We start from the raw sequence: 15,131 nt of genomic DNA on the forward strand, positions 1-15,131 counted from the left end.
ATTGTAGTCACTTTGGTTAAATTCATGAACCCAATTACAACTGCTACACGGCCATATACCGTTTTTTAACAGCTTGACTATGAAAGGTGACCATCAATTGCTATACACAAGTTTTATAACAGCTTTTTTTATATTAATCAGCATCAGGCAGATATGAAAGCAAGAATCCTATTGGTGGAAGATGATCAAAATGTTGGTGCGGCTACAAAGAAACGACTGGAAGAAGCGGGCTATGATGTAGTGCATAGTATAGATGGCCAGGCAGCATGGGAACAGTTCCAGTTACGCTCATTCGACATTTGCCTACTGGACGTGATGATGCCTAAAAAAGACGGCCTGCAGCTGGCACAGCAAATCCGCGAGCTGAATGACCATGTCCCCATATTATTCCTCACGTCTAAAAATGAAAAAGAAGATCGGATAGCCGGCCTCCAAACCGGTGCAGACGACTATATCAGTAAACCATTCAATATGCAGGAACTTATACTGCGTATCGAAGTGTTCCTGAAACGGACCATGAGCAGGGGGAAAGACAAATCAAACCTGTTTACGATTGGTCAGCTTACCTTCGACTATGAAGACCTCCGCCTTTATACAGCCGATGGTGAAGTGTCTATTTCCGTCACACAAAAGGAAGCCGACCTGCTTAAATACTTCTGCAATAATCCCAATAAAACACTCAAAAGAGAAGATATTCTTTCTAATGTGTGGGGAAAAGATGACTACTTTCTGGGCCGTAGCATGGATGTTTTTATTACCAAACTCCGGAAACATTTTAAATCAGACCCACAAATAAAGCTGGAAACCGTACATGGAGTGGGATTCCGATTCAATATTCCCCCCAGATAAGCTCATTTATAAAGCAGCAATAATCTGCGTCTGTATCTCCTTAAATTCCTCTACAGACAGTTTTAGCTTACTACGAGAAAAATTCATATCATCGGCTGAATTAATTGGAATCAGGTGCATGTGCGCATGCGGGACCTCCAGGCCAACCACACTAACGCCTATACGATTACAAGGCACTACCCGCTCAACAGCTTTGGCAATAGGTTTGGCAAACAACAGCCATTCTTTCAGCAACTCATCCGATACATCGAAAAACTTGTCTGTTTCCGTTTTGCAGATAACCAGGACATGTCCCTTTACCAGCGGAAAAATATCCAGGAAAGCATAAAAGTGCTCATTCTCCGCTATTTTATAGCTTGGGATTTCCCCATTAATGATTTTTGTGAAGATGGTCATAGTAGATAGCTTAATCCAAGGTAAAAATAAAAAAGGGCTGCAAATGAATGCAACCCTGCAAATATCATGAAAAAGTGCCAGTAGCACTTATGCAGTAATACTATCAATCTTAAATTTAATCTGCCCGTTAGGCGCCTGTACCTCCGCAATTTCACCTACATGCTTGCCCAATAAGCCCTTGCCGATAGGAGAAGTAACGGATATCTTACCCGCTTTCAGATCTGCTTCGGTTTCAGAAACCAACTGGTAGGTAACTGTCTTCTTATTAGCCATATTGGTAATGGTAACCTTGCAAAGAATAGATACCTTGGAAGTATCAATAGCGGCTGCACTTACTATACGGGATGTGGCAATAGCGTTCTCCAGCGTGGCAATCTTAGCTTCATGTATGCCCTGCGCTTCCTTGGCGGCATCATATTCGGCATTTTCCTTCAAGTCACCCTTTTCTCTCGCTTCCGCAATTGCACGCGCAATCTCCGCTCTCCCCTTGGTTTTAAGTACGGAAAGCTCACTCATCATTTGGTCCAGGGTTTCTTTCGTAACGTAATTTATGCCAGACATAACCTGCTGTGTTTTTTTGGTTATAAGAAAAAAAAATCAACGCCTCCATTTTCACAGAAGCGTTGTTTACTGGTGTTATCGCAAATATAATGAATTTATTATAAAGAAAAAACCCCTTCTCCCGGAATTAAATAAATTGAAAATCAATTATTTATCCCGGGATCACCACCTGTTTGATAGGCTTATAAAATATTTAATTTCTCTAATACAATGCGGGCCATTTTAATGCTCGCCTGGTGCGAATAGCCAGCTATATGTGGTGTTACTACCACATTGGGCGCTTTCAACAGCCAGGCCAGCTGGGCCTTCTCGTCTTCACTATAAGTATTTAATTTTTCATTCTCCAGCACATCCAGGCAAGCGCCGGCAATCACGCCTCCCTCTAAAGCCCCGATAAGGTCCGGGATATTTACCAGCTTCCCCCTGGCCGTGTTCATGAACCATACCGGCCGGGCAAAAGATTCAAAAAAGCCGGTATTACCAATATGCTTGGTTTCCGGCGTCAGCGGGAGATGTAAGCTGACTACATCCGCTTCCTGGAAAATCTGCTCCAAAGTAGCCTCTTTCACCTCGCTGGTACCAAATCCTTTCTTATACTTATCATAAGCCAGGATGTTTACATCAAAGCCCTTCAGCTTATGCGCAAACGTACTCCCGGTATTACCATAACCGATGATGCCCACTGTTTTGCCATTCAGCTCATACCCCCGGTTACCATCGCGTTCCCAAATCCCTTCTCTCAATTCCAGGTTGCTTTTCAGCACATTATTCAACAGGCAGAGCAACATACCTACTGCCTGCTCTCCTACCGCATCACGATTGCCTTCGGGGCTGCTTACGCAGTGAATACCCTTGCTTTCTGCATACGGAACGTCGATCAGCTCCATACCGGATCCCAGACGGCCTATCCACTGCAATTCCCGGGCATGGTCAATAATATGCTTATCTACCCGGATACGGGTGGTTACAATCAGTCCTACACAATCGCCAATGGCGCTATATACTTCATCATAGGAAATAGCCGGTTGATAAATGACTTCAAAGCCTTTTTCTTCCAGCTGCTCAACTAAATACGGATGCGTTTTCGCGGTAACTAATACTTTCCTGCTCATATCATCTTATGGGATAATGCTGCAAAATCAGCCACAGTCAGTTCTTCTGCCCTTTTTGAAAAAATAGGATCCTGTGCTAACAGTTCCTTATCGAACATGGTTTTCAGCGGATTGCGCACCTGCTTACGGCGCTGGCCAAAGGCTGTTTTCACCAGTACAAAAAATTTACGTTCAGAGGCAATATCTGCCGGCTGCTCCAGCCGGGTAAGACGGATAACGGCAGATTTTACTTTAGGCGGCGGATTGAAGCAGTTTTCATGTACTTCAAACAAATATTCTATCTTATAAAAGGCCTGTAACAGCACACTCAGGATACCATACTCTTTATTGCCATGCGAAGCGGCAATACGCTGGGCCACTTCCTTCTGAAACATACCCACCACTACATCTACCTGCTGGCGCCAGTCCAGCACCTTAAACATAATCTGGGTGGAAATATTGTAAGGAAAATTGCCGATCATCCGGAACGGCCCTTCAAAAGGCAGCTCAGCATCCAATATGCTTACATTGATCAGCTTTCCCCGGATATCAGGGTAAGTTTTTTCCAGGTATTGTACCTTTTCGGTATCCAGTTCTATCGCTTTAAAGTGAATACCTGGCAGTTGCAACAGGTACTTCGTAATGGCTCCCCCTCCGGGGCCCACTTCCAGCACTTGCTGGCCTTCTGTTACAGGTAACGACGCCACTATTTGCCTGGAAATGTTTTCATCCTTAAGGAAATGCTGGCCGAGTGATTTTTTTAGTGTATACATTGTGCAGCGCAAAGATAAAGCATTTATTAGCTTTTATTTCCCCCTGCTTTTAACGGGTCCCCTGCCAACTAAAAGGGGGAAAGCTATAGCCTAAAAGCGTATATTTGCCATTCATTGAGGCAATACAGCATGAGTACCACCCAGCACAACAAACCGGTAATAGGCATCACCATTGGTGATATCAACAGCATTGGCGCAGAAATTATCATCAAAACGTTTATGGACGCGCGCATGATGGAGTTTTGCACGCCGGTAATTTTTGCATCCAACAAAACCATCAACTTCTACCGGAAGCTGATGAATGAAAATAATTTCAACTATCAGAGCATCAAAGACTTCACCCGCCTGAACCACAAGCAGGTGAACGTATATAACTGCTGGGAGGAAGAAGTGCAGATTACCCCCGGAGTGTTGAATGAAATCGGCGGAAAATATGCCGCCCGGGCACTGGAAGTGGCTATTAAATCTATGAAGGACGGCTTCATCAGTGGTCTGGTCACCGCGCCTATCCACAAAAACAACATCCAGAGCGCCAACTTCAACTATACCGGCCATACCCCCTACCTGCGTGATGCCTTCAATGCCAAAGACGTTTTGATGTTCATGACTGCCGACAACATGCGCGTGGGACTCCTCACAGAACATGTGCCCCTGGCGGATGTAAGTAAATATGTTACCAAAGAAAATATTCTAGGCAAATTAGCGCTGATGAGAGATAGCCTGGTAAAGGATTTCGGTATAGACAACCCACGTATCGCCGTGCTGGGCCTCAATCCGCATGCCGGTGATGAAGGTTTGATAGGCCGGGAAGAAATAGAACAAATCAGCCCTGCTATCAGGCATGCCAAAGGTAACGGCATCTTGTGCTTCGGGCCTTATAGCGCCGATGCCTTCTTTGCCCGCGAAATGTTTAAACAATTCGACGGCGTATTAGCCATGTACCACGATCAGGGTTTAATTCCCTTTAAATCGCTGGCCAGCGGCAACGGTATCAACTATACCGCCGGATTGGGCATTGTACGCACCTCTCCCGATCATGGCACCGCCTTCGATATAGCCGGCAAAAACCTGGCAGACCCTGAGTCCTTCAGACAAGCCATCTTCACCTGCCTCGATATCCTGGAGCAACGGGAAACTTATGCGGAAAATACCCGCAACCCGCTGAAGAAAACAGAACTGGCGTCTGAATAGCATAAAGCGAAAAGCTATTATGGAGAATGATTAAAGCGAATGTCAAATACTCGCTAAATTCTTCTCCATAATAGCTTTTCGCTTTATGCTTTCCTTTATTTACGCTTTCCCGCGTGCAGGTAAGACTGTATAGAGGCAACATAGTCGCTAAAGGCCTTTTGCCCTGTGGCGGTGATCTTACAGATCGTTTGCGGATAATTCTCTTTAAACTGCTTTACCACAGTAATATAAGCTGCATCACGTAATTTATTAATCTGTACACTCAGGTTACCTGCCGTAGCATTCGTCTTCTCCTTCAACAGCGTAAATTCTGCTTCTTCCACACTGATCAATATCGACATAATAGCTAGCCGCAATTGTGAATGTAGTACCGGGTCCAGATCTTTGAAGTCCATGTGCATAATTTTCTTATATAGCTACTTTGATATACCTGCAACGGGAACAAAATAACTAAATATCCAAAGAATTAAAACCTTTGATTAGTTACTGGCTTTAGCCAACAGCGTGCGGGTATACGGTTCTCCCCAATGTGGCGCTATATTGCTTTCTGGCTTAAAGGCCGCAAACTTTGTCAATGCCAGTTCCAGGGCTGTTTTTGCACCAGACTTACTACCACCCCATTGTTCCGGTGTGAACAATAATGATTGTCCCTGCAACATGTAAATACGCGGGTTTTCCGGGTTGTACTCCTTGGCTTGTTGCAATTGCTTAGCCGCTTCTGCTCCATACATCTGACCACGGGTCATAGGATCTACTGTTAATCGTGCAGTGGCCACCAGGGAACGGATGCAGGCAATTTCAGAGTTCTTTGGACTCAATGACTCCGCCTTATCAAGATTCACTTCTGCTCTGTCCATCAGTGGATCCAGCTGACTTTTATCCTTCAGCATAAATCCCTGCATTACCTGCATATAAGCAGCATAATAGTAAGGCAACCATTGGCTTTGTTCTGCGTTGGCAATTCGCTCAAAGGTATTGCCCTTTTCCAGCAGATGATCAGGGGTAAATGTGCTGCTGCTATCCAGGTCAGCAGTTTGTTTGGTCATAGCATCCATGTATTGGGCGCTCTGGGCCATGGCGGCAGTAGCCATGCTACCGGTAAATAAAAATGCTAAAAAGAGACGTTTCATATGTGTGTTATTAGAGGTTATTAAGAACATCCTGTCTTCTGTCGATACCAAAATTCATAAACATACCCAGGTAAATAAATCTTGGCACATTGGGCGTAATCTCATTCCGGCGTAATCCATCAGTAGAATAGTGATAACCGAATACCTGCTTGTTACCAAGCGCATTGCTCACCGACAAAACAAATATGGTAAAGGCTTTGCGAATACTGGTAAGATAACTGGCGCTCACTCCCACGGCATTATAGGTCATTGTTTTTTCCGACATAAATTTGTCAACAGGTAAATTGGGATCATAATATGGACGGCCTGTTGCAAAGGTGTATGTTAAACCCAGGTTGGTGCTAATTTTAGACAAGTAGTATTTGTATACGATACTGGCGGTATGATTGGCCGCAAAATCGGGTTGTACACGGAATGGGTAATTCAGGTAATCCCGTTTAGTATCCAGGTAAGAATAGGAAATCCAGTAGTCCACATTCTTAAAGGTTTTGCGGTCGCGCCAAAACACTTCGACACCTTTGGCATAGCCATCGCCATTGTTGTTATAGGAAGGCACGGTTTTAACCAGGTCTTTGTACTTCTTATAAAACACTTCCGTGCGGAAGGTATAACTATTGGATATCCGCTGGAAACTGGCAATATAGTGAGTGGCTTTCATATAGCCCAGGTAGTTATTGAAGCGGAGATACTGTGGCTCCGGCTTTTGGTAATAGTCGCCATAGGCCAATGAAAACTGGCTATAGTTATCGAATTTATAAGCGAGCGATACCCGCGGTGCAAAGTTCATTTTAGCCAGTATAGAAGAATATTCTGCGCGGCCGCCCAGGCGGCCTACCAGGCTGGGGGTAATGTAAATATCGCCCTCGGCAAAAGCTGCGGTGTAATTGTCCACGTAGTTGGCCGTCCTTCCATTGAAGGAAGAGTTTTCGATGGCATACTGGTATTCTCCGCCAAATCTAACCACAGAAAAGCTGCCCAGGTTTTTATATAGCATCAGCTTCGACTGGCTCAGGGTAGATCGTACCTTGATCAGGGTGGGTGCTGGATTCTTCAACAGCGTGTCTGTATGAATATTATCCGTATTGATACTAAAGGACGCGCCGGCATACAGGTGCCAGTCATTTCCTATGTTTTCGCGATAGGTCAGATTCGTGTATACGTTGTTGTTATGTACTTTAAAAGACTCCATATAGCCGGGATATTCCAAGCTGTTGCTATTGAATCCCATTTTGGTCCAGTTGCCATATCCATAGAATTTAAGCATCCCGGTGGAAGAAGTCTTCCTGCGGAAATTGGCAGAAGTGCCAATAATTTCCGGTCCGAGGCTGGGTGTTTGTTTGGGCTTCACCACATTAAAGTAAGGCGCCAGGTTGGTATAGTCTGCTTCTACGCCGTAGGAGGTCTTTTTATCTTTCGTTAGTTTATCTACGCCTCCGTTTACCCCGATCACGGACAATCCCAGTGAAGAAGAAGAACGGGTGGGCAGGTCGGTAGACTCCAATATCAGCGCGGATGACAAGGCCTGGCCATATTGTGCCGAATAGCCGCCACTGCTGAAGGTGGTGCCTTTAAACAGGAAAGGGGAAAAACGGCCACGGCCCGGAATATCTGGCAGACTGGTTGAAAAAGGATTTCTTACCAGCATACCGTCTATCAGTGTTTGGGTTTCGTAGCCGGTACCGCCGCGTACAAACAGCCCTTCCCGGTCGTTTGTTTGCTGCGCGCCTGGTAGCGTTTTGATGGCGTTTACAATATCGGCGCCTGCACCGGCAGTGGTAACAATATCCAGGGGTTTGAGCACGGTTCCTTTCTTATCATCGCTGGCTTCAAAGCTGCCAGCAGAGATGGTAACTACCCGTAGGGCATTGATATTGTTCTTCAGTACGATGTTTATTGGTTCGGAGGCGCTTACATTTGCTTTTAAGTCCATAGGCTGGTAACCGGTAAAGGAGGCAGAAATGATCTGGTCGCCGGAGGCACTGGTAGTAAAGGAAAAGGTACCGTCTGCTGTGGTGGTCGCTCCATCATAAGTACCTCTGATGGCGATGTTTACGCCTGCCAGTGGATGCTTTTTGCTATCAGTTACCTTACCTGTCACTTTATTTTGTGCCAGCGACACCAAAGGAAAACAGATCAGCAGATATAGATAAAGGTTGAATTTCGACATATCAGGGATTAATTTGATGGGACAAAACTAAACTAGTTTATATTGTAAACCAAAATTCTTATAGAAGATTCACCGAAATTTAAAAGGGCTTTACCGATAACGGTAAAGCCCTTCTATATTTTCAGCAAGATGCTTTGCTTATGCGAATCTGTGTTTCAGCTCATTAGCGAGTGTCACCATTTTCTTCAGACCATCTTCCGGCAGATTTCCTTTCTTGAATTCGGCCAGTACATCGGGCAAACGAACATCCATTTCGTTCAGGAATGCTTCTTCGAAAGCACGTACCTGTTTAACGGGAACATCGCGCAGCAGACCATTGGTACCGAGGTAGATGATAGCCACCTGCTTTTCAACCGGGAATGGGCTGAACTGTGGTTGTTTCAGGATTTCCACGTTACGGGCACCTTTGTCGATAACTGCTTTGGTAGCAGCATCCAGGTCACCACCGAATTTAGAGAAGGCCTCCATTTCGCGGTATTGTGCCTGGTCGAGTTTCAGGGTACCAGATACTTTCTTCATGGATTTGATCTGAGCGTTACCACCCACACGGCTTACAGAGATACCTACGTTGATCGCAGGACGGATACCTGCGTTGAACAGGTTACCTTCCAGGAAGATCTGACCATCGGTGATGGAGATTACGTTGGTAGGGATGTAAGCAGATACATCACTCGCTTGTGTTTCGATGATAGGCAATGCAGTCAGGGAACCACCACCTTTTACCAGGTGTCTGATAGATTCTGGCAGATCATTCATTTGCTGGGCGATTGCATCATTATTGATAATTTTCGCAGCGCGCTCAAGCAAACGGCTATGCAGGTAGAATACGTCACCAGGGTAAGCTTCACGACCAGGAGGACGTTTCAGCAGCAGGGATACCTCACGGTAAGCAACGGCCTGTTTAGACAGGTCATCGTATACGATCAGTGCAGGACGGCCTGAGTCACGGAAGAACTCACCGATAGCAGCACCGGCAAATGGAGCGTAGAACTGCAGCGGAGCAGGATCTGCTGCATTTGCAGCTACGATAGTAGTATAAGCCATAGCACCTGCTTCCTGTAATGTTTTCATTACACCGGCAACAGTAGATGCTTTCTGACCAATCGCTACGTATATGCAGTATACAGGTTTACCTGCCTCAAAGAATTCTTTCTGGTTAATGATGGTGTCGATACAGATAGCTGTTTTACCTGTTTGACGGTCACCAATTACCAGCTCACGCTGACCACGGCCAACAGGAATCATCGCATCGATCGCTTTCACACCTGTTTGCAGCGGTTCTTTTACCGGTTCACGGAACAATACTCCTGGTGCTTTACGCTCCAGTGGCATTTCGTACAGTTCACCTTTGATAGGGCCTTTACCATCAACTGGCTCACCCAGTGTATTGATAACGCGACCAATCACACCTTCACCCACGTTAATGGATGCGATCTGTTTGGTACGACGTACTTTATCACCTTCTTTAATACCTGATGAAGCACCCATCAATACCACACCCACGTTATCTTCTTCCAGGTTCAGTGCAATTGCTTTTACACCATTGCTGAATTCAACGAGTTCACCGTAACCAACGTTACCCAAACCGTAAATGCGGGCAATACCATCACCCACTGACAATACAGTACCTACCTCTTCCAGGTCGGCAGAAGCATTGAAGTTGCTTAACTGCTGGCGTAATATCGCCGAAATTTCATCAGGTTTAATATCAACCATAATTATGATTTTAAAAAAAGTCGTTAGATAAATTTAGTATAACGACAACAGCTTTGCGTGTACGCAGCGGCTGCTGTATAATTAACGTATCTCGGATACGTAAATGTTCTTGGTAAATTGTTGTTTGATATCCTTCAGATCGCGGAGGATAGAAGCATCAAACAATTTATCATTGGTTTCCAACACGAAGCCACCGATCAGATCGGCGTTTACAGCTGTTTCCAATACTACCTGCTGAGGAACTTCACTGGCTATTTTGGATTTGATTACATCCAGTGTAGCATTGTCCAGTGCCACGGCAGTAGTGATTTTTACAGAACTGATATTTTTCAGTGTGTTGTACTGGCGCTTAAACTCGGTAACGATTTCAGGCAGTGCGCTTTCACGGCCTTTGTTTACCAGCAGGTTCAGGAAACTCAGTGTAGTAGTACTTACCCGTCCTTCCAGCACTGCTGCCAGGATCTTTTGCTTTTTATCAGCCTTAATGATGGGGCTCTTCAGCAAACTCACCACATCCGGGTTGCTTTTCATCACCTGTTGTAAGTACTGCATGTCGGTATGTACAGCTTCCACCTGGTTCAGTTCCTGTACCAGGTCTATCAATGATTTTGCATACCGGGATGCTAAACGGGGATTCTGCATATTTAAAAAAGCTTTTAGCCGTTAACTCTTTGCTGTTACCAGCATTCAGTTAATCTCTTAGTTCAATTTGATTTCTTCTGCCAGTTGTTTTACGTAACCTTCCTGCGCTGTTTTATCAGCCAGTTCTCTTCTCAGTACTTTTTCAGCAACTTCGATTACGAGGGTACCTACCTGGTTTTTCACATCCGTTAACGCAGCCATTTTCTGGTTTTCGATAGCGGTGTAAGCTTCACTGATGATTTTCTTAGCTTCAGCTTGTGCCTGAGTTTTAGCTTCGCTGATAATCATGTCCTTCGCGTCTTTTGCTTCCTTCAGGATCTTACTTCTTTCAGCTTTAGCTTCCGCCAGCACATGTTCGTGCTCAGCTTTCATCTGTGCCATTTCTTCTTTCACTCTTTCAGCAGTAGTAATGGATTCAGTGATTGAATCTTCCCTTTCTTTCAGAGTAGCAAGGATCGGTTTCCAGGCAAATTTCTTCAGTATCAGGAAAACGATAACGAAAACGATAAACGAAAAAGCAAACAAGCCTAACGCGGGTTGCAACAGATCCATATAATTAGGATTTTATGATATTGTTATATTGATATTTACAGATGTTGAATGAGCTGTGTTCAGCATAAAAATTTACTGCATCCATTGCCCTGTGCGCCGGATGCAGTAAGAAGTTTTGCTTACATAACTACCGCCAACAGACCAGCGATAACGCCGAAGAGGGCAACACCCTCAACCAGCGCAGCAGCCAGGATCATGTTTGCACGGATGTCGTTAGCAGCTTCTGGTTGACGAGCGATAGACTCCAGAGCGCTCTTACCGATGTTACCTACACCGATACCAGCAGCGATAGCAGCGATACCAGCACCAACAGCACCACCAGCCTTAGCCAGACCAGATGCAGCAGCAGCCTGCAATAAAATAGACAAAAGTGCCATAATGAATATGTATTTGAATTTAAAAAATTTCGTTTGTTCGTAAAAGCTGCAGTAATCTACTGTTCACTTTCAATCATCCTGCTTAAAGGAGATTAGTGGTGATGTCCATCTTCATGATGAGCACCTTCCATTGCCTGGCCAATAAAGACCGCAGTCAGGTTGGCAAAGATAAATGCCTGGATAAAAGCTACCAGCAATTCCAGCATCATCATTACCAGGTTGAAGGCAATGGATACCGGCATAAAGCCATAACCAATTCCGCGGTTCATAGAACCAAAAATGAATACCAGGCTGATAATGCTCAGGATGATAATGTGACCTGCCAGGATGTTGGCAAACAACCTGATCATCAGGGAGATAGGTTTAGTAAACACACCAATCAACTCCACCGGAGCCAGGATCAGCTTTACACCAAATGGTGCCGGAGGATTGAAGATATGACCCCAGAAATGCTTGTTGGTGCTGAACATAGTAGCCATAAAGCTAATAAGCGCCAGGGCCGCAGTTACCGCGATGTTACCGGTTACGTTGGCAGAACCAGGCAACAGTCCCAACAGGTTATTGATCAGAATGAAAAAGAATACAGTGAGAATAAAAGGAGTGTATTTAGCGCTCCGGTGACCAGGAATATTTGGTTTTACCACCTCATCACGCATAAAGATGATAACCGGCTCTATCAGGCTCTGTAAACCTTTAGGCGCTTTCTTGGCGCCACGGGTTTTGTAAGCCTTCGCTACCGTCAGCATGATCCAGGTCAGCAGGATGGCAGCAATCAGCATAGAGGTGATATTCTTGGTCATAGACAAATCATATACCTTCTCATTGGTAGGCATACCATTATCATCTACGGCGATTACTTTATTATTAGGATAAGCAGCTTCATCGAGCCCCTTCTCTGCACGGTAATGCGCATTTACCAGCTGATAACCGGCATATGGCTGATGTCCGTGCTCAAAACGGGATGACATAAACGCAGTAACACCATGTGCCGGAGAATACATAATTACCGGTAAAGGAATAACTACCGGGGTATGTTCACCCAGATCAAACAGGTGCCAGTCATGTGCATCAGAAATATGTCCGAAGAGCACCTCCTTAATATCAATCTTCTTGGACTCACCTTCTTCAGAGTGCTTTTCTTCACCAGACAACGCAGCTGCTGCGTGTTCAGGGTGCGCCTCCTCAGCGTAGGAAAAATTACTAAAACTGTGAAGGCCTAAAACCATCACAAGTGCTACCATTCTATGTTTGAACCAATTGAAAGAAATCACCGTTTTCTGAAATTTTGCGCAAAGATAACCGTTTTTATTTTCAAAATTAAGCGACTACGAAAAAAAAGAACGATATATTGTAATTATATTGATAGCCAAGCCCTTGTAACCGCATATTCTACCCTTTTTCTATAAAAAATATCCCCGGAAAGGGTCTATTGCAAATGGTTATTCATATTTAAAAAATAATAATCTAATTATTTACGATAACGTTCGGTTTATAATGGATCTTTCCTGGGATATATTAATATATAAAGACAGCCAATGGCTGTCTTTATATAGATGATGGATCATTTTTAAAGAAATATAACAACGAAACAAGATAAGAACGCCTTTCTGCTGAAATCAGCCCTCGGCCTACCCCGACTCACGGCGCTATACTTTCGCAACATTAAACTGCATACTATGCAGTTTATAGTAAAACCCTTCCAGCTTCAGCAACTCATCATGTGTACCCATTTCCTTCACTTCTCCCTTATCCAGCACAATAATCTTATCGGCCTTACTGATGGTAGACAAACGATGCGCAATGATAATGGCGGTACGGTCGGCAATTAGCTTATCAATGGCTTGTTGTATCATCATTTCAGATTCTGTATCGATGGAAGAAGTGGCCTCATCGAGCACCAGTATGGCCGGATCATACAGCAGAGCCCGCACAAACGAGATCAGCTGCCGCTGTCCGAGCGACAAAGTGCTACCTCTTTCCATGACCTGGTAGTCGTATCCTCCCGGCAATTGCATAATAAAGTCGTGAATACCAATCAACCGGGCAGCTTCTTCCACTTTTTCCCGGCTGATACTGCTGTCGTGCAGGGTGATGTTATCGTAAATAGAACCGGCAAACAGGAATACATCCTGCAATACCACGCCTATCTTACTCCGCAATGATTCCAGCGAATACGCCGGCAATGGGATCCCATCTATCTTGATACTTCCTTTCTGAATTTCATAGAGGCGGTTAAGGATGCTGATAATAGTGGTTTTACCCGAACCGGTATGCCCTACTATCGCTACCGTATCGCCCGGATTAGCGTGGAAATTGATGTCTTTCAGTACATAACGGTCCTCTACATACGCAAAGGACACATGTTCAAAGCTAATGTCGCCCTTCATCTGATCGGCCTTGTGATGCCCCTTATCCGCAATATAATCCTGGTTATCCAACACCTTGAACACGCGCTCGCTGGCCACCATTCCCATTTGCAGGGTATTGAACTTATCGGCCAGCATACGGAGCGGGCGAAAAAGCATGTTCAGGTACATAATGAACGCTATCATTACGCCCTGGGTCACTTCATAGTTCAGCACTTTATTGGCGCCCCACCAGACCATCAGTCCTAATGAAATAGCCAGGATAATTTCCACTACCGGGAAAAACACGGAATAAGCAAAAATAGCGTCGATATTGGCATTGCGGTGATCTTTGTTGATATGTTTAAAGCGGGCAAACTCCCTTTTTTCTGAAGTAAACGCCTGTACCACTACCATACCCGTAAGATGCTCCTGTACAAAGGCATTCAGCGCCGATACGGCATTACGCACCTTGTAAAAGGATTTATTCACACTTTCTTTAAAAATGTAGGTAGCAAAAATTAGTATAGGAAAGGGCGACAAGCTAATCAGCGTCAGGCGCCAGTCTTCCATAAACATCACCACCAGGATGGCGATGATCATCAACAGATCTGCCACAATGGAAATAATCCCTTCCGAAAAAACATCGTTAATGGCTTCAATATCGTTGATGGTCCGGGTAGTGAGGGTACCAATGGGCGTTTTATCAAAAAATGCCAGGTTCAGGTGCACAATCTTCTTATACACCGTTACCCGCAGGTCTTTTACCACCGATTGTCCCAGCCAGTTGGTCAGGTACGAGAAAAAGAACCGTACCACCGTTTCCAGCAGCAGCAATCCTATTTGTACTATAGTGACCAGGATCAGCATCCTCATCAGCTGTCCGGCAATGTATTTATCTACCGTTACCTGGATCAGGTAGGGCCGTAATGGAGAAATAGCAGCCAGTACAACCGTTAATATCATGGATATGTAGAAGGACCGCTTATAAGGAGCCGCGAACGTGAAGATGCGCCGTAATAAACTAAAATCAAATACTTTCTTTACCGCAAGATTTTCCAATGTGCCGGGTTTGAACTACACTACAAACGTACAACAAAAAGCAGAAAGCTTAAAGCGGAAAGCATAAAGCTATTAAGGCGAATGACCGGGCGGATAAATATCCGCTTAGATCATTCGCCTTAATAGCTTTATGCTTTATGCCTTATGCTTTTTGTATCGTCCTGAAATAAGTTGACACTTAAAATGTCAACTTATGAAGAATACAGGAGTTTCGGGCAAAAGTAAAAGGACCCGACTTGATTACAGCTTGGCGTTTAAGCTTCAGGTTATCGATGAAGT

At 44.7% G+C, this 15,131-nt stretch carries 15 protein-coding genes; 2 read left to right on the forward strand and 13 right to left on the reverse strand.

Annotation, left to right across the window (positions count from 1 at the left end):
- The first annotated feature begins 153 nt into the window (after window positions 1-153).
- Window positions 154-849, forward strand: a complete 696-nt coding sequence (locus tag HGH91_RS29035) for a response regulator transcription factor (RefSeq protein ID WP_145660573.1) — start codon at window positions 154-156, stop codon at window positions 847-849.
- Window positions 850-855: 6 nt separating this feature from the next.
- Here the strand turns inward: HGH91_RS29035 and HGH91_RS29040 are convergent, their stop codons facing one another.
- From HGH91_RS29040 to rsmA, 4 genes are all read right to left on the reverse strand, one after another.
- Window positions 856-1,245, reverse strand: a complete 390-nt coding sequence (locus HGH91_RS29040; protein WP_168742751.1) for an HIT family protein — start codon at window positions 1,243-1,245, stop codon at window positions 856-858.
- 87 nt (window positions 1,246-1,332) lie between these two features.
- A complete protein-coding gene (gene greA, locus HGH91_RS29045; RefSeq protein WP_168742752.1) occupies window positions 1,333-1,806 on the reverse strand; it encodes a transcription elongation factor GreA in 474 nt (157 codons plus the stop codon).
- Between the two features lie 182 nt (window positions 1,807-1,988).
- Window positions 1,989-2,918 (reverse strand): NAD(P)-dependent oxidoreductase, encoded by a 930-nt coding sequence (locus HGH91_RS29050; protein ID WP_168742753.1) that lies wholly within the window; start codon window positions 2,916-2,918, stop codon window positions 1,989-1,991.
- Window positions 2,915-3,670: a 16S rRNA (adenine(1518)-N(6)/adenine(1519)-N(6))-dimethyltransferase RsmA gene (rsmA, locus tag HGH91_RS29055; protein ID WP_168742754.1), complete on the reverse strand. Its 756-nt coding sequence runs from the start codon at window positions 3,668-3,670 to the stop codon at window positions 2,915-2,917. Before rsmA ends, HGH91_RS29050 begins: the two co-directional genes overlap by 4 nt.
- 129 nt (window positions 3,671-3,799) lie before the next feature.
- Here rsmA and pdxA point away from each other — a divergent pair, with 129 nt between their 5' ends.
- Entirely contained in the window at window positions 3,800-4,861 is a 1,062-nt protein-coding gene (gene pdxA / locus HGH91_RS29060; RefSeq protein ID WP_168742755.1) for a 4-hydroxythreonine-4-phosphate dehydrogenase PdxA, read from the forward strand.
- A 95-nt stretch (window positions 4,862-4,956) separates the two neighbouring features.
- Here pdxA and HGH91_RS29065 read toward each other — a convergent pair whose 3' ends face one another.
- The 9 genes from HGH91_RS29065 to HGH91_RS29105 form a co-directional block, all read right to left on the reverse strand.
- Complete coding sequence (locus HGH91_RS29065; protein ID WP_168742756.1) at window positions 4,957-5,256, reverse strand: winged helix-turn-helix domain-containing protein; 300 nt, start codon at window positions 5,254-5,256, stop codon at window positions 4,957-4,959.
- A gap of 84 nt (window positions 5,257-5,340) precedes the next feature.
- Entirely contained in the window at window positions 5,341-5,991 is a 651-nt protein-coding gene (locus HGH91_RS29070) for a hypothetical protein (RefSeq protein WP_168742757.1), read from the reverse strand.
- A gap of 10 nt (window positions 5,992-6,001) precedes the next feature.
- Complete coding sequence (locus HGH91_RS29075) at window positions 6,002-8,158, reverse strand: TonB-dependent receptor (RefSeq protein WP_168742758.1); 2,157 nt, start codon at window positions 8,156-8,158, stop codon at window positions 6,002-6,004.
- Between the two features lie 138 nt (window positions 8,159-8,296).
- A complete protein-coding gene (gene atpA / locus HGH91_RS29080) occupies window positions 8,297-9,874 on the reverse strand; it encodes a F0F1 ATP synthase subunit alpha (RefSeq protein ID WP_168742759.1) in 1,578 nt (525 codons plus the stop codon).
- Between the two features lie 81 nt (window positions 9,875-9,955).
- Window positions 9,956-10,516: an ATP synthase F1 subunit delta gene (gene atpH / locus HGH91_RS29085; RefSeq protein ID WP_168742760.1), complete on the reverse strand. Its 561-nt coding sequence runs from the start codon at window positions 10,514-10,516 to the stop codon at window positions 9,956-9,958.
- A 57-nt stretch (window positions 10,517-10,573) separates the two neighbouring features.
- Window positions 10,574-11,068 carry a F0F1 ATP synthase subunit B gene (gene atpF / locus HGH91_RS29090; RefSeq protein WP_168742761.1) on the reverse strand — a complete coding sequence of 165 codons (495 nt, stop codon included), beginning with the start codon at window positions 11,066-11,068 and terminating at the stop codon, window positions 10,574-10,576.
- Window positions 11,069-11,187: 119 nt separating this feature from the next.
- Window positions 11,188-11,445, reverse strand: coding sequence for an ATP synthase F0 subunit C (gene atpE / locus HGH91_RS29095; protein WP_089758700.1), 258 nt, complete (start codon window positions 11,443-11,445; stop codon window positions 11,188-11,190).
- Between the two features lie 92 nt (window positions 11,446-11,537).
- The gene (gene atpB / locus HGH91_RS29100) at window positions 11,538-12,686 is read right to left on the reverse strand and encodes a F0F1 ATP synthase subunit A (RefSeq protein WP_168742762.1); all 1,149 of its coding nucleotides are present in this window, start codon (window positions 12,684-12,686) and stop codon (window positions 11,538-11,540) included.
- A gap of 405 nt (window positions 12,687-13,091) precedes the next feature.
- The gene (locus HGH91_RS29105) at window positions 13,092-14,852 is read right to left on the reverse strand and encodes an ABC transporter ATP-binding protein (protein WP_168742763.1); all 1,761 of its coding nucleotides are present in this window, start codon (window positions 14,850-14,852) and stop codon (window positions 13,092-13,094) included.
- Between the last annotated feature and the right edge of the window lie 279 nt (window positions 14,853-15,131).

Source organism: Chitinophaga eiseniae (assembly GCF_012641265.1).
GTDB lineage: Bacteria > Bacteroidota > Bacteroidia > Chitinophagales > Chitinophagaceae > Chitinophaga > Chitinophaga eiseniae_A.